The sequence below is a fragment of the Shouchella rhizosphaerae genome, assembly GCF_900142675.1.
Classification (GTDB): Bacteria; Bacillota; Bacilli; order Bacillales; family Bacillaceae_D; genus Shouchella; species Shouchella rhizosphaerae.
Genome location: NZ_FRBS01000005.1, coordinates 284,093 through 298,901 on the forward strand (window position 1 = coordinate 284,093; position 14,809 = coordinate 298,901).

Below are 14,809 nucleotides of genomic sequence, written 5' to 3' on the forward strand. Positions count from 1 at the left end.
TTGGTCGCTCCGGTTAACAGGCTAGCTTGGCATTTACACGCTATGGCCTAAATGTGTACCACTCTGTCTCGTATTGAGGCCCTTCTCGTTCATACGTAAACCGGTACGTTAGTTCATCTCCTCCGCTTACACCTTGAATGGAATAGTGCCATTGTCCGTTTCCTTCATTCATGCGGACATTTTGCTGGTCGCCGCCATTTAAACGATAATGAAAGTCAACGTAACGAGCTGGTGCCGTTGGTGAAAAAGCAATGACCGTCTGGTTATGATCTTGTGCAACTGTAACAGAATAATGGTCATGCTCATGTTGGTCTCCGTTCCCAGGCTCGTTAGGTTCTGGATTAGGGCCAGGGTTTGGCTGTTCAATCGGAGGCCCCACATCGGTGGCGTTCGTGTAAAAGCTATTTGCCTCGACTTGGGCGGTGTGGCCGTCAGTAAACGTCACTGTTGTTGGTACATCACGATAGTTGTAGGCGACATATATACGCTCGCCATTTTTGGTAAAGACAGCATATGTTGGCGTATCGGCTTGTACGGTAGGGTCGACCTGGCCAAGGGCATGCAAGCTAGTAACCCATTGGTACGTCTGTGCTTTCGTGCTGCCTCTTTCGATAATTCGTTCATCCCCTGGATTAAACTCGCCATAATCATCGATTTTGGCGTTCATTTGCGAGACGGCATCGCTTGGATTGGTTAAAGCACGATACGCCCACACCATATTCGCCCACAAGTTCCAATCCGTTGAGCCATTGCGCGTATACAATTCTTGATAGGCACGCTCGACGTAATCAGGATGATGGCCTAAGTATAAGGCGCCGCCATGCAGGGGGAGCCAATTGATCGCGTATTTTTCGACCATGCCAGAATGCCACCATGTCGCATGGTCCATCTTGCCACCCCAGTTGATCGTCACAATTTCAGGTTTGTATGCTTCCGGATGGATTTCGTCATAGACATCAAAGAAGTATTCATTAATAGCGCTCATTTCCGTTGTATACAAGTAAATAGCGCGGTCAAGCAATTCCGAATCATTTGTTGCCTCAGCCCATAAAATTAAATTGGTCCAAGCATGCATGGCTTCAGAAGATGATTCTTGGTTATTGCCTGAGTCAAACGTGGCTAGGCCGTCTGCCCAGGAGTGCCCAGAGTAAGGGTCAAACATGCGCAAGTATGGAAACATGTCATCATCGCGCCCCGCAGCAAAGTCACGGATCAACAAATCGATCATGGCGCCCCACTCTTCATCGTTTGCCCATTCTGGATCGACCCGGGCAATTTCAGCAGCTGCTTTCACAAAATAGCCGTAATGGAAATGGTGGTCATTGATCCGTACCGCTGATCCATGGGCGGCATGATACCCAAGCAACGTTCCCCAATTTTCGTTATAGTAGAAAAGATTTTCGCTCTTTAGCCGTCCATCCTCGTCTGTGGCCACAAGCCAATCTTCCAGCTGCACTCGCAGTTCATCTCGAAAAGAATCGCCAAGGGCTTCGTCACCTACTTGGTCGGCAATTGGCGCAAGGTTAGCTAGCTTCCCTAAATACTTGCCAAGTTCATACGTATCTTGGCCTGTTGGGTAATCGGCTTGTGCTTCTTGCAAATATCCGTGCAAGCGATCGGTATCGGTCCCGACATTTGGCAGGCTCGGCAATACGCCTGTATATTGAAGTGTTGTTTCAAATTCGTTGCCTGGGAGCAGTTTCATATCCCCACGAATCGTAAAAATCGTTTGCTCCAACAATTGTCCTTCTGAAGTTGCTGCTAAATGGTGGTATTGATGGGGGTATAAAGCAAAAATGGTGCCTTCTTTCGCTCCTGCGACCTTTGCTTCGGTTTCTACTGAATAAACAGTGCGGACTTCCCCAGTATCATGGTCAACGCTATATTCTGCCCTTGAGTCACGTACAACGGAAAAGGCATATTCTTCAAATGTGTGGAGGAGCTCATCGGTTGCTTCCGGCAGTTTCGCCACAGAGATAAACGACGCGTCATTTCCCCATTTATTTCCTTGAAGTTGCCAGTCAAATCCATCTGGCGCATAGACAGCATAATGCTTATTGTCATGGGTGGAAAAACCAATGACATTGCCTTGATTGGCCCAAATCTGCGGCTCAATTGGGAAATCGATCTCCGCATGCCCCCCTTCATACTCGGCAAATATATATGGGGAACCGACGCCATAAGTGAGGCGAAGCATGGCATCGCCGTCTTGCAACAACCCACTCACGTACCAATCGCTAAAGACATCGACTTTGGCATCATCAAACGAAGCGGTAGCCGAATGGCCAATGGTAAAGTCCGTTGAGATCGCGCCTGTAATATGCCACGTGCCAGCCTCGGCATTTTCATGGACAACGACATTATGAGGTGCATCATAAAACACATTTAAACCATTTTCTTGATGCTTGACGCTAAACGGATGAGGATAGTGGTTGTTTGAAAACCGATCAACTGCAAGAGAGCTCCACCAACGGTTCGTTGGCATTGGCCCGTTCACGTTTTCCGTACGGTAAATGTGCTCAGGAGGTTCTTGTTGTTGCTCAGCGTAGCCTGGATCAGCAATTGAATCGAAATCAATCGGTGGATATTCGAGTGAATAGCTTCCTTTTCCCACTTCCTCGACGACAGATTGAGCAGATATTTGCTCGATCGGAGCCATGAGCAACATGCCCAATACCACTGCGGACCATTGTTTCTTCATATGACGCCTCCTAGAATTATTGCAAACGAAATCGGTTTCGTTATCGACCAAAAAAACAAACCACTACTCTTTTTCGATCGCGATTCTAGCGACAAATGAAACGAATGTTACGTTACAGCAAAAGAGAAGCGGTTGTTTCACGACCAATTAACTCAGGTTCGACTAAAATCCGGGCTGTACTTGCCCTGCCGGCAATAAAATCAAGCAACATCAATGCAGCGAGTCTCCCTATTTTCTCTTTATTTTGGCGGACCGTTGTAAGTGGCGGCTGCACGTATCTTGCAGCTAGCTGGTCGTCACAGCCAACAAGCGAGACATCGCCTGGTATCGATACTCCTAGTTCTTGCATAGCCCTCATAAAGCCAAATGCCATCAAATCAGAGGAAGAAAAAACAGCTGTCGGTTTCTGAGCGTTTCCCTTAAACAAGGACAAACCTGCCTCATACCCACTTTGTTCAAAGAAATCCCCTTCAATTACCCATTCTGGGCGGAGCGTCAGCCCGTATTCATGAATGCTTTCGCGAAACCCTTTTAGCCGAATATTCGAAACAGCCGATTCGTTTGCCCCTCCAATGTAAGCGATATCACGGTGGCCTTGCAAATAGAAATAGTCGACAACCGATTGGGAAATTTTTTTGTTATCGGTCATCACGTAGCCTGACTTTGGCCCATCTAATTGAATGTCCACGCCGATACAGGGAATTTCACTTTTTGTTAAATCCTCAATCGATTGCTGGACATCTTCCCCAGCAATAATAATGCAGCCATCCACTTTATAATAAAGGCATCTGGCATAGAAATTTTCTTCCTTTTGGAATGTTTCATCGGAAAAAAACAACAAGTCGTACCCGTGCATGCCAATCGTCCGTTTAAACGCGTTGAGCACTTCAATAAAAAATGGGTGGTCAAAATCTGCATTTATCCGCCCTGCATAAACAACGCCAATGAGCTTTGACGTTTTTTGCGCCAATGTGCGCGCAGAGTGGGAAGGCCGGTATCCTGCTTCTTCCATAATTCGAAAAACCCGTTCTTTTGTTTTCTGACTCACATCAGGGTAATCATTTAGGATTTTTGAAATGGTCGCTTGGGAAACACCGGCTTTTTTAGCAATGTCTTTAATCGTAATTGCATGGTTCTCTTTCAAACGACTCTATCCTTTCACTGCGCCTTGCGTCAGGCTATTAATAAAGAAACGGTTGAATAGCAAAAAGATCGCAATGAGCGGAGCTGTTGCCCAAAGCGTGCCTGACATTATCATACCATAATCATTCACGTACGAATCATTAAGAGAACGCAAACGAAACCGGTTTCGGTAATAGTGTAAACGCTTCCTTTTCCATTTGTCAATGTATAATTCCTATTCATTATCGCCTAGCCGTTTTTCCTCCTATTAGGCAGTACAGATGACCATTGAGATTGGCGACGGTGTCTAAACATTACACAGGCTCGCTTGTTCAATAGACGTACAGACGAGGACACTAGCCCTACCTTATATCCGTTCTTTCCGTCCTTTCCCACACGGCTTTTTTCACCTTTCATCGCTCATCCATAGGCTAATAAAAAGGCATTCCAAAGCTAAAAATAGTTCTACCCTTTGCAAGAGCGAATACGATTTTAAAGAGTCATTGTGTAGATTTTCCCAATTGTCGATGTATCCGTTTACAAATTTGTTAAAACAGGATATAATGCGGGGACAAGTTAAAGTGAGAGCTGATGAGCAAATGAGAGGCAGCCTTATAACAGCGTCCTGCGCGACCCTGTGATTAAGGTTGCCCTTTTTTATGCAAATGCAGTTTCGTTTCTTCCAATTTGGCTTTCGGCTTGACACTATGAAGGAGGTACGAAAAATGGCAGAAATCATGGCAGAGCTTATCGGCACTATGGTTCTTATCATTTTTGGTGCTGGCGTTGTCGCCGGTGTGACGCTAAAACAATCAAAAGGAGAAGGGGCAGGCTGGATTGCGATTTCGGTAGGCTGGGGCTTTGCAGTAGCGCTTGGCGTTTATGTGGCCGGCACTGTGAGTGACGCCCATTTGAACCCTGCTGTCACGCTTGGATTTGCTGCCATCGGACAGTTTCCTTGGGCGCAAGTACCTGGCTATATAATCGGACAGTTAGCCGGAGCCTTTCTTGGTGCCGTTATTGTCTTTCTTCATTATTATCCACACTGGAAGGCAACGGAAGATGCAGGAGTTAAACTGGGCGTATTTGCAACTGGTCCCGCGATTCGCCACCTCCCAGCCAATTTCTTAAGCGAATTAATTGGCACTGCTGTATTGGTATTCGGGTTATTGGCTATTGGCGCCAACACATTCAGCGAAGGATTGAATCCTATTGTCGTTGGCTTGCTCATCATTGCGATTGGCCTTTCTCTCGGGGGCACGACTGGCTATGCCATTAACCCAGCACGTGACCTAGGGCCACGCCTTGCCCACGCTTTATTGCCAATTAACAAAAAAGGGCCATCCGATTGGGCTTATGCATGGGTACCCATTCTCGGACCATTTGTTGGCGGTATTGTTGGCGCTGTTCTTTATACCCTTATTTTCTAAACAAAGGAGACGATATTGATGAAAAACCCATACATTTTATCCATCGATCAAGGAACAACTAGTTCACGCGCGATTTTATTTGACAGCCAAGGAGAAATCAAAAAAACGGCGCAACGGGAATTCACGCAATACTTCCCAAATCCAGGCTGGGTAGAGCATAATGCCAATGAAATTTGGACATCCGTTCTTGCCGTCATCGCTGAAGTCTTTTCCGAGTCCGATGTTGAGCCAAAAGATGTGGCTGGAATTGGCATTACAAACCAACGGGAAACAACAGTCGTATGGGATAAACACACAGGAAAACCGATATACAATGCTTTGGTTTGGCAATCACGGCAAACTGAAAAGATTTGCGCTGATTTGCGGGAAAAAGGGTTGAACGAGACATTCCGTAAAAAAACGGGCTTATTGCTTGATCCTTATTTCTCTGGCACAAAAGTAAAATGGATTCTTGACCATGTAGATGGCGCAAGAGAAAAAGCTGAAAAAGGCGACCTGTTGTTTGGCACAATTGATTCATGGCTCATTTGGAAACTAAGCGGCGGCAAAGCTCATGTGACCGATTATACAAATGCAGCTCGGACGCTTATGTACAATATCCACGAGTTGAAATGGGACGACGAACTGCTCGAACTGCTCGATGTTCCAAAGCAAATGCTGCCTGAAGTCCGCTCCTCTTCTGAAGTATACGCCACAACCGTTGACTACCATTTCTTTGGGGAAAATGTGCCAATTGCTGGCGTCGCCGGTGACCAGCATGCGGCTTTATTCGGGCAAGCGTGTTTTGAAAAAGGAATGGTTAAAAACACTTACGGCACTGGCTGTTTTATTTTGATGAATACAGGAGAACAAGCGGTTGAGTCGAAAAACGGGCTTTTGACAACACTGGCATGGGGAATTGATGGAAAAGTTGAGTACGCCCTTGAAGGCAGTGTATTTGTTGCCGGTTCGGCAATTCAATGGTTACGGGATGGCCTTAAAATTATTGAAAATGCCCCGCAAAGTGAAGCGTTAGCGACACGAGTAACGTCCGCTGATGGTGTCTACTTAGTCCCTGCATTTGTTGGCCTAGGTACCCCATATTGGGACAGCGAAGCAAGAGGCGCCATGTTTGGGTTAACCCGTGGCACAGAGCGTGCTCATATTGTCCGTGCCACGCTGGAATCACTTGCTTATCAGACAAAAGATGTGATGGCAGCAATGGAACAAGACGCTGGCATGGAATCGAAAAAGCTTCGTGCCGATGGAGGCGCTGTTGCTAATGACTTTTTAATGCAATTCCAAAGCGATCTCCTTGATGCACCCGTTGAAATTCCTTCCGTTACAGAGACGACGGCGCTTGGTGCTGCCTATCTAGCTGGCCTCGCTGTTGGGGTCTGGAAAAGCAAAGAAGATATCGCCCGCAAATGGAATATGGACCGTTCATTTGAACCAAAAATGAACGCCGATGAGCGAGATGCGTTATACAAAGGCTGGAAAAACGCCGTTAACGCAACGATGGCATTCAAGCCGTGAATTAAAAAAGACACCCAGCACATGCAATCGCTGCATGTGCTGTTTTTTAGCTTCCAATATACAACCCAATTGGGCGGCCTTCCACGTCTAACGGTTTCATCCCTTCCTTGCTCTCAAAATAAACCTGTCGCAACACAATGCCTTTATCGAGCAAGCCTTTGAACTTCTCTAATATCGCTTGTTCAGGTGGCTGAACGTCTAGTTAACGATAACCGCTCACATCTGCTGGCTTTCCAGCTTCTTGGACTTCGAGCAAATAGCGAAAACAATCTGGCTGTGAGCCATCGACATCGGTAAAGTGATAGACTTTTGCTAATTCCCCACTTGAAAGCGACTTGCCATTCCAACGGTGCCTGTCTCCATCGGCAGCGAGGGCCGTGATCGCCCTGCCGATAAAACGGGGTGTTTCTGAAATGGCGAAATGAGGATCTGTTTTCAGGCCGTCGCGCCACGTTTCTTCCGTGACACCAAACACCTCAAGCATCATTTCTGATCGGAGCCATCCTGGAGTGAGCGATACAGCCGTACAATGGTGCGGAGCAAGCTCGTGAGCAAGACCCTCGGCTATGCGGATAATGGAACTTTTGGCCAAGTCATAAAACATCGAGAGGCGGTAATGAGTATCGTTGTAGGCTTTCGTTCCGTCTGTTACTTCGACCACAAGCCCGCCCTTTTGTTTAATTAACAACGGCAGCAAATAATGGTTTGTGATTAAATGAGTATCAATGGCTAGTCGCAACAGACGAAACCCTTTTTCAAGCGACAGCTCCCAAATAGGAACATGCCATTCCGTCAGTAACTCCCCACCCCAAATATCATTCACAAGAATATCTAATTTGCCGTGGTCTGACTTGATTTTATTCGCTAACGCTTCCACTTGCTCTGGCACCAAATGATCGGTTTGGACAGCAATCCCTTTGCCGCCAGCTTTTGTTACTAGTTCAGCTGTCTCTTCAATCGTCTCAGGTCGGTTGTATTCCGACGTTTCTGTCCTTGTTGTTCGGCCAGTCACATAAACGATTGCACCGGCTGCGCCAAGCTCAACGGCAATCCCACGCCCTGCCCCTCGCGTACCGCCAGCTACGAGTGCGACTTTGTTTGCTAAAGCATTCATTTGCATATTCCTCCTTCCTCATGTATGTTTACTATATCCACTAAAGTTGACACCTAATGTCATATATAAAAAAGAAAAAGGCGTGGTTGAAATGAGAGCTGAAAGACTCTTATCAATCGTATTGTTGTTGCAAAACCGAAAAATCATTTCGACAAAAGCATTAGCCGAGGAACTTGGCGTTTCAGAGCGGACGGTCCACCGCGATATGGATGCATTAAGCAGTGCAGGCATTCCTGTTTATGCGGAGCGTGGAAAAACGGGAGGCTGGAAGCTTCTAGATGGTTACAGAACACAGTTAACTGGTCTAACAAAAGAGGAAGTAAAAACGCTGTTTCTTTCCCCACCAATCGACTTGCTTGGCGACTTAGGCTACACAAAAAACTGGCAAGAAGCGCGCGAAAAATTGCTGGCTTCTTTATCCTCTGCCACGTCTGTTGACTTTGCCGACGCACAAAACCGCATCTACATTGACGCTAGCACTTGGCGTGGCAAAAAAGAAACCGTCGAGGCATTCAGTTTGCTTAACCAAGGGCTGTGGGAACAGCGCGCCCTGTCTATCTCTTATGAAAAATACGGGTCTACTGCATCAGAACGTGAAGTGGAGCCTTTAGGGCTCGTCGCCAAAGGCAGCACTTGGTACTTGATCGCAGCTGAACAACAAGAACTGAAAACATTTAGGGCGTCCCGGATTCGTTCGGCGCAGCTTTTGCCAAAGCGGTTTGAACGGCCAGAAAACTTCGATTTGGCCCGCTACTGGCATGACTCAAAAAACGCGTTTATTCGAACACTGCCTTCCTATGAAGTTAACCTTCTCGTTGCCTATGAACAAAAAGATATGTTGCACAACTCAGGCCGTTATGTCCGTGTGCTCGACCTCTATGAATCAGGCGAAGACGGCTGGCTAACTGCTAGGCTGTCTTTCGATACAAAAGAGGAGGCAGCAGCCTATATCGTTGGCTTCGGAAACAAGGTGAAAATGATTTCCCCGACCGAGTTAAAAGAACACGTTTGGATGATTGCCGAACAAGCCTTAAAAGCCCATGCTGATATTGGCTGATCTCATTTTTGTTTTCGACGTTTTAAAAAGAGGAATTTGTGATATAGTTCTGTAGCACATGAACATCCAAGGAGGGGGACGAAAACATGCAGCTCCGTAAAGCAGTAGGGGTATGCGCAGCAGCAGGAATGCTGGTGGCGTGCGGAAATGACCAGATTGACTTGCCAGAAGAAGGGGACAATGGCATGGCTCCTGACAATGGCGAGCAAGAACAAGCCGACGCCTTTGCTGAATTAAACGACGAGCAAGGAAGCCGTGTGGGCGATGTTTCTTTTTTTGAACAAGGTGAAAACAAAACAAGGGTCGATGTGACTGTTGATGGGCTTCCTCCAGGATACCACGGCTTTCACGTCCATGAAGAAGCAGCCTGTGACGCGGGTAACAACGAAGGGCCTTTTCAATCAGCAGGTGGGCATTTCCATGATGAAGACGGGGCGCATAGCGGTCATAGTGGCGACATGCCACCTCTCTATGTAAGCGAAGATGGCAGTGCCTTTTTATCGTTTACGACCGACCGCTTTACTCCAACTAATTTGGCAGATGAACGGGCTGTCATCGTCCATGCCGACCCTGACAACTTTGGCCACATTCCTGAACGCTATGTAGCCGAAGGTGAAGAGGAAGGCGGCCCTGATGCAGATACGGAAGCTACCGGCGATGCTGGTGATCGGATTGCATGTGGCATCGTTGTCAGTGAGGCACCGTAGGGCAATTGCGGCATCATTCGAACTTTATCTATCGTCTAAACGCCCGTTGCGTTTCCCGCAATGGGCGTTCTTTTCGTGTAAATGACCGATACATCAGCTGGCATACAAGTTCGAGCCTGTTTGCCGTTTATATGAAGTTAGACAGATCGCTCAGCCGCCTCAACCGTATGTTTCAGCAACATTGAAATCGTTACAGGGCCTACACCGCCAGGTACAGGCGTGATCGCTGAAGCTCGTTGGGCGCATCCGTCATACTCACAGTCGCCAATATTGCCTTTATTGTAACCGGCATCGAGGACAACAGCCCCTGATTTTATCCATTCTCCTTGAATAAAGTTGGGCTTGCCGACAGCTGCAACCACGATGTCAGCCTTCTCGACAAAATCACTTACGTTTTCCGTGCGCGAATGGCAAATGGTCACCGTTGCATTGCGGTTCAACAACATTTGCGAAACCGGTTTTCCAAGAATCGGGCTGCGGCCAACGACAACAGCATGTTTGCCTTCGATTGGCAACTGGTAATGGTCAAGAATAGCGAGAATCGCAGCCGGTGTGCAAGAGGGATAATGGGCAAAACCAAACGCATTTTGGGCAAAGCCTAGCGTTGTGACGCCGTCAACATCTTTTTCGATCGCAATTTCATCAAATGCAGCACGTTCATCAATTTGGCTTGGGACTGGATGTTGCAGTAAAATCCCGTGGACGCTGCTGTCGTTGTTTAACTCGCGGATGACGGCAAGCAATTCCTTCGTCGTTGTCTCTTTAGGAAGCTCGATTTTTTTCGATTCAATGCCGAGGCGTTTGCAGGCATTGCCTTTCATCCGTACATACGTTGCAGAAGCGGGATCATCGCCAACAAGAATGGTCGCAAGGCACGGGCGTACCCCTTTTTGTTCTAAGGCTGCGACTTGCAATGCTAGTTTGTCTTTTATTCGTTTAGAAACGTCATTTCCATCCAAAATCATAGGCTCTGCCACCTAAAACCATCCTTTCTTTATTCGGAACATATAAGGAAGACTTCCTATTCTTCCTTTGCCCAGGCGCACGGCTTTGATCCGTATGCTCCCTTGTGGTTATCCACTTCGCGCCAGTCACATACAGATTCATGGTATAATTCGTTCCTATTGTAACACAAATGACGGGCGCTTAGATAAATATCCGAACAAATTTTACATTTTGGCAGATTTCGTCCGTAAATTCTCCCCTTCTTCCCATTAATTACACGAGTGGTTGCATTGCTTTTCTTCGCCTTCCAGTTGAAGCGTTGTATGGTGGATCCCGAAACGGTCATGGAGAAGACGCTTTGCTGTTTTCAACAAGTCGTCGCGGTCAATACCGTGTCCAACGACTACATGTGCCGTCAATGCTGGAAAATCAGACGTAATCGACCATGTATGCAAATCGTGGATGCTTAAAACGCCAGGCAGCGATTGCAATTCGTTTTTCACCTCGTCAACATCCACAGATGCCGGTTTGCCTTCCATAAGCACATGGACCGAATCCCTGGTCACTCTGAAGCCACTGACTAAAATCAATGCCGCTACAAGCAGGCTGGCAATTGGGTCTGCTATTGACCAGCCGAAAAAAAGCATCAGGAGGCCGGCGGCAATTGCGCCCACAGAACCGAGCAAATCACCAAGTACGTGGAGAAATGCGCCACGCATATTCAGATTTCCTTTCACATCAGAACCGCGCATAAGAATCCAAGCGACAATCATGTTGATAAGCAAACCGCAAACAGCAACAACAAGCATACCAACACTTGCCACTTCTGGTGGCTCGGCAAAACGTGTTATTGCTTCGTAGATGATATAACCGGAAATGCCAATCAATGTTAAGCCATTTATAAATGCTGCCAAAATTTCAAAGCGCTTGTAGCCATATGTTTTCGAGTTGCTCGCTGCTCGTTCCCCGTATTTGAATGCGGCTAGTGCAAGCCCTAAGGCAACCGCATCGCTTAACATATGGCCAGCATCAGCCAAAAGCGCCAAGCTATTTGTGAGGATGCCGCCAATAACTTCAACAATCATAAACAGGGTAATAAGCACAAAAGCAATCAGTAGCACTTTTTTATTGTTCGTGTGAATGTGGCTATGGCCAACTCCATGAGAATGGCCGTGATCATGGGAATGTCCCATCCTAACCCCTCCTAATCATGTTTGGCATGTTGGATCGTCTTTTCTAGTATTTCCATTACATGCTCGTCTTCTGGCGAATAATACATGGCCGTTCCTACTCGCCGCGACTTTACCAACCGCAAATTTTTAAGAAAACGAAGCTGATGGGACACATTTGATTGGCCAAGCGCCAACGCTTCTACAATCTCGCCAACAGCACATTCTTTTTCAGCAAGCAAATGCAAGATTCGTATCCGTGTTGGGTCGCCAAGCGCTTTGAATGTTTGCGAGACTATAAACAACGTTTCTTCATCTAAATCAACATAGTTGCTTTCCATCTCCATACCCCCTATATATGATTATATGTTCATATTATAATTTAATTGTCTTTTTTTCAACCTATTTTTTTTACTATCCAACTGTGGACACCTATATTCCCATAAACGTGGACTTTGGGGGCAAAAAAACAAGCATTCAATCTTTAAAATGATTCAGCTTCGTAAAAAACTCCTGCAAAAATTCATAAAACAACTCTTCGGTTGGCAACAGCCCTCGCTCCGTCGGTGTAATGACTCCAACGGTTCGCGTGACATTCGGTTCACTTAACGGGATTTTTACAGTTGAGCGCGGCGTATTGTCAACGAGTGTGACTTCCGGCATTAATGTGACGCCAAGACCAGCCGACACTAAGCCTTTTAACGCATCAATGTCGTCTCCTTCAAAAGCAATTTGCGGGACGAAGCCTATTTCGGAACAGGCATTAATGACAAGGTCCCGAAAAACAAACCCTTCAGGCAACAAAACAAACGGATCATTTTTTAAATCAAGCAAATTGATTTCGGCGCTTTTCGCTAATGGATGGTGTATTGGTAAAAGAGCGACAATCCTTTCTGCAAACAAAATTCGAGGGGTGATTTTCTTTTCTTCCATCGGCACTGGGCCAATCAGCGCCATATTGTAATCCCCTTTAATAACCCCGTCTATTAATTCACGATAAAGCCCCTGTTTGAGCTGGAATTTCGCTTCCGGGTACTGCTTTCGAAACGCATAGATCGCTGTCGGCAATGTATAAGCAGCCAAACTGATAGGGAAAGCAACGCGAATTGTTCCCTTTTTCGGATCGAGATACTCCTGAACTTCCCGTTTAGCATCATCAATCACATTCATAGCATGTTTAATTCGCTCTAAAAAAATTTTACCGATTGGTGTCAATTTCACCCTCCGGCCTTCTCGAATAAACAAATCGACGCCTAATTCGCTTTCTAAATTAAAGATCTGTCTACTGACGGCAGACTGTGCGACATGCAAGGCCGCTGCAGCTTCGGTGACATGCTCCCGTTTCGCTACTTCCATAAAATATAGCAACTGTCTGATTTCCATCGCAGCTCTCCCTTTCATTCATCTAAAAAAGGCATTAAATCCATCAGTTATTAATATTGATTAGATGATTCACTTAATTATAAAATACTTGATAGCAGATAGCGAATCCTGTTTCAAAAGGGCAGTCTTCTATGCCAAGACCTTGAAAACGATTTCATTTCCATAGATTGGATTCAGACTGAATGGGGAGGCCATATCAATGAACGTATTGGAAAAAGAGAAAGGAACGTATACGAGTGACGTGCACGAATATGTTCAACACGTCTACGAAACAGTAAAACAGCGGAACCCATATGAAAACGAGTTTCATCAAGCAGTCAAGGAAGTGTTGGACTCGTTATTGCCTGTCCTTGCTAAGCGCCCACAGTATATTAGACAAGCTATACTTGAACGAATCGTGGAGCCAGAAAGAATGATCTCTTTTCGCGTTCCGTGGGTCGATGACCAAGGAAATGTCCAAGTAAATCGTGGTTTCCGAGTACAGTTCAACAGTGCTTTAGGCCCGTATAAAGGCGGGTTGCGGTTTCACCCTTCCGTCAATACAAGCATCATTAAATTCCTCGGGTTTGAACAAATCTTCAAAAATGCACTGACAGGCCAACCGATCGGTGGCGGAAAAGGCGGTTCAGACTTCGATCCAAAAGGAAAAAGCGATGGCGAAATCATGCGCTTTACGCAAAGTTTCATGTCTGAACTGAGCAAATACATTGGACCAGATACCGATGTTCCGGCAGGAGACATTGGTGTAGGTGCCAAGGAAATTGGTTATATGTTTGGTCAATATAAAAAAATGCGCGGTCGTTTTGAAGCAGGCGTCCTGACCGGAAAAGACATCGCTTACGGCGGAAGTCTTGCCAGAAAAGAAGCGACAGGTTATGGAACGGTTTATTTCGTCGAAGAGATGCTTAAAGAAAAAGGCCATAGTTTCGCAGGGAGCACCGTTGTCGTGTCAGGGTCAGGGAATGTATCGATCTATGCGATGGAAAAAGCCATGCATCTTGGCGCGAAAGTGGTCGCCTGTAGCGACTCAGAAGGCTATATTTACGACAAACGCGGCATTAACTTGGAAACGGTCAAACGTTTGAAGGAAAGCGAGAAAAAACGGATTAGCGAATACGTAAACGAACACCCACAAGCTCACTTTTTCCAAGGTTGCTCAGACATTTGGTCTGTGCCTTGTGATATTGCTCTTCCTTGTGCCACGCAAAATGAAATTGACGAAAACGCGGCGACCGTTTTAGTCTCCAACGGCGTAAAAGCAATTGGCGAAGGAGCCAATATGCCTTCAACGCTAGAAGCGGTAAACGTGTTTCACGAACATGGTGTTCTGTTTGCTCCAGCAAAAGCGGCGAACGCAGGCGGCGTTTCTGTCTCTGCTTTAGAAATGGCGCAAAACAGCGCCCGGCTTTCTTGGACGTTCGAAGAAGTCGACGCGAAGCTCCAAGACATTATGAAGACCATTTACAGAGATTGTATAGAAGCGGCAAAAGAGAACGATGCTCCTGGCAACCTAGTAGTGGGCGCTAATATTGCTGGCTTTGTTAAAGTAGCCGATGCGATGATCGCACAAGGAGTAATATAAACACATAAACGCCCAACGAAACAAGCAGCTTGTTTTGATTAAAAACGAGCTGCTTGTTGGTTTTAAACTTTGGACGTTTTTCTC

General features: G+C 46.4%; 12 protein-coding genes, 1 pseudogene and 1 riboswitch. Of the genes and pseudogenes, 5 read left to right on the forward strand and 8 right to left on the reverse strand.

Annotated elements, in window-relative coordinates; all coding sequences use genetic code 11:
• Positions 1–40: 40 nt before the first annotated feature.
• The 3 genes and pseudogenes from BUC05_RS15555 to BUC05_RS21770 all read right to left on the reverse strand — a co-directional run.
• On the reverse strand, positions 41–2,701 hold the full coding sequence (locus tag BUC05_RS15555) for a glycosyl hydrolase (protein WP_035203128.1): 2,661 nt from the start codon (positions 2,699–2,701) through the stop codon (positions 41–43).
• A gap of 112 nt (positions 2,702–2,813) precedes the next feature.
• The gene (locus tag BUC05_RS15560) at positions 2,814–3,845 is read right to left on the reverse strand and encodes a LacI family DNA-binding transcriptional regulator (protein ID WP_011248221.1); all 1,032 of its coding nucleotides are present in this window, start codon (positions 3,843–3,845) and stop codon (positions 2,814–2,816) included.
• 6 nt (positions 3,846–3,851) lie between these two features.
• Positions 3,852–3,998, reverse strand: a pseudogene (locus BUC05_RS21770) (carbohydrate ABC transporter permease); the annotation flags it as partial.
• 532 nt (positions 3,999–4,530) lie between these two features.
• Between BUC05_RS21770 and BUC05_RS15565 the strand changes: the two are divergent.
• Both BUC05_RS15565 and glpK read left to right on the forward strand, forming a co-directional pair.
• Entirely contained in the window at positions 4,531–5,253 is a 723-nt protein-coding gene (locus tag BUC05_RS15565; RefSeq protein ID WP_279626607.1) for an MIP/aquaporin family protein, read from the forward strand.
• Between the two features lie 18 nt (positions 5,254–5,271).
• Positions 5,272–6,768 carry a glycerol kinase GlpK gene (gene glpK / locus BUC05_RS15570; protein ID WP_035203129.1) on the forward strand — a complete coding sequence of 499 codons (1,497 nt, stop codon included), beginning with the start codon at positions 5,272–5,274 and terminating at the stop codon, positions 6,766–6,768.
• Between the two features lie 202 nt (positions 6,769–6,970).
• On the opposite strand, the gene BUC05_RS15575 is transcribed toward glpK, so the two are convergent.
• Positions 6,971–7,882, reverse strand: a complete 912-nt coding sequence (locus BUC05_RS15575) for an SDR family oxidoreductase (RefSeq protein WP_073305317.1) — start codon at positions 7,880–7,882, stop codon at positions 6,971–6,973.
• Between the two features lie 91 nt (positions 7,883–7,973).
• On the opposite strand from BUC05_RS15575, the gene BUC05_RS15580 reads away from it, so the two are divergent.
• Positions 7,974–8,939 (forward strand): helix-turn-helix transcriptional regulator, encoded by a 966-nt coding sequence (locus BUC05_RS15580; protein WP_035203130.1) that lies wholly within the window; start codon positions 7,974–7,976, stop codon positions 8,937–8,939.
• 86 nt (positions 8,940–9,025) lie between these two features.
• Positions 9,026–9,646: a superoxide dismutase family protein gene (locus tag BUC05_RS15585; RefSeq protein ID WP_051881170.1), complete on the forward strand. Its 621-nt coding sequence runs from the start codon at positions 9,026–9,028 to the stop codon at positions 9,644–9,646.
• Positions 9,647–9,783: 137 nt separating this feature from the next.
• Here the strand turns inward: BUC05_RS15585 and folD are convergent, their stop codons facing one another.
• The 4 genes from folD to BUC05_RS15605 all read right to left on the reverse strand — a co-directional run bounded on the left by folD (position 9,784) and on the right by BUC05_RS15605 (position 13,143).
• Positions 9,784–10,623 carry a bifunctional methylenetetrahydrofolate dehydrogenase/methenyltetrahydrofolate cyclohydrolase FolD gene (gene folD, locus BUC05_RS15590; RefSeq protein ID WP_011248227.1) on the reverse strand — a complete coding sequence of 280 codons (840 nt, stop codon included), beginning with the start codon at positions 10,621–10,623 and terminating at the stop codon, positions 9,784–9,786.
• A gap of 50 nt (positions 10,624–10,673) precedes the next feature.
• Positions 10,674–10,751: riboswitch (ZMP/ZTP riboswitch) on the reverse strand.
• A 109-nt stretch (positions 10,752–10,860) separates the two neighbouring features.
• Complete coding sequence (locus BUC05_RS15595; RefSeq protein WP_011248228.1) at positions 10,861–11,784, reverse strand: cation diffusion facilitator family transporter; 924 nt, start codon at positions 11,782–11,784, stop codon at positions 10,861–10,863.
• An 11-nt stretch (positions 11,785–11,795) separates the two neighbouring features.
• Entirely contained in the window at positions 11,796–12,101 is a 306-nt protein-coding gene (locus BUC05_RS15600; protein WP_035203133.1) for an ArsR/SmtB family transcription factor, read from the reverse strand.
• 136 nt (positions 12,102–12,237) lie between these two features.
• Positions 12,238–13,143: a glutamate biosynthesis transcriptional regulator GltC gene (locus BUC05_RS15605; protein ID WP_011248230.1), complete on the reverse strand. Its 906-nt coding sequence runs from the start codon at positions 13,141–13,143 to the stop codon at positions 12,238–12,240.
• Between the two features lie 199 nt (positions 13,144–13,342).
• Here BUC05_RS15605 and gdhA point away from each other — a divergent pair, with 199 nt between their 5' ends.
• Positions 13,343–14,725 (forward strand): NADP-specific glutamate dehydrogenase, encoded by a 1,383-nt coding sequence (gene gdhA / locus BUC05_RS15610; RefSeq protein ID WP_051881171.1) that lies wholly within the window; start codon positions 13,343–13,345, stop codon positions 14,723–14,725.
• Positions 14,726–14,809 lie beyond the last annotated feature (84 nt).

Coding starts and splice junctions, on each gene's coding strand:
- BUC05_RS15555 (WP_035203128.1), bottom strand. CDS start 2,701: ATGAAGAAACAATGGTCCGCAGTGGTATTGGGCATGTTGCTCATGGCT.
- BUC05_RS15565 (WP_279626607.1), top strand. CDS start 4,531: ATGAAGGAGGTACGAAAAATGGCAGAAATCATGGCAGAGCTTATCGGC.
- glpK (WP_035203129.1), top strand. CDS start 5,272: ATGAAAAACCCATACATTTTATCCATCGATCAAGGAACAACTAGTTCA.
- BUC05_RS15575 (WP_073305317.1), bottom strand. CDS start 7,882: ATGAATGCTTTAGCAAACAAAGTCGCACTCGTAGCTGGCGGTACGCGA.
- BUC05_RS15580 (WP_035203130.1), top strand. CDS start 7,974: ATGAGAGCTGAAAGACTCTTATCAATCGTATTGTTGTTGCAAAACCGA.
- BUC05_RS15585 (WP_051881170.1), top strand. CDS start 9,026: ATGCAGCTCCGTAAAGCAGTAGGGGTATGCGCAGCAGCAGGAATGCTG.
- BUC05_RS15595 (WP_011248228.1), bottom strand. CDS start 11,784: ATGGGACATTCCCATGATCACGGCCATTCTCATGGAGTTGGCCATAGC.
- BUC05_RS15600 (WP_035203133.1), bottom strand. CDS start 12,101: ATGGAAAGCAACTATGTTGATTTAGATGAAGAAACGTTGTTTATAGTC.
- BUC05_RS15605 (WP_011248230.1), bottom strand. CDS start 13,143: ATGGAAATCAGACAGTTGCTATATTTTATGGAAGTAGCGAAACGGGAG.
- gdhA (WP_051881171.1), top strand. CDS start 13,343: ATGAACGTATTGGAAAAAGAGAAAGGAACGTATACGAGTGACGTGCAC.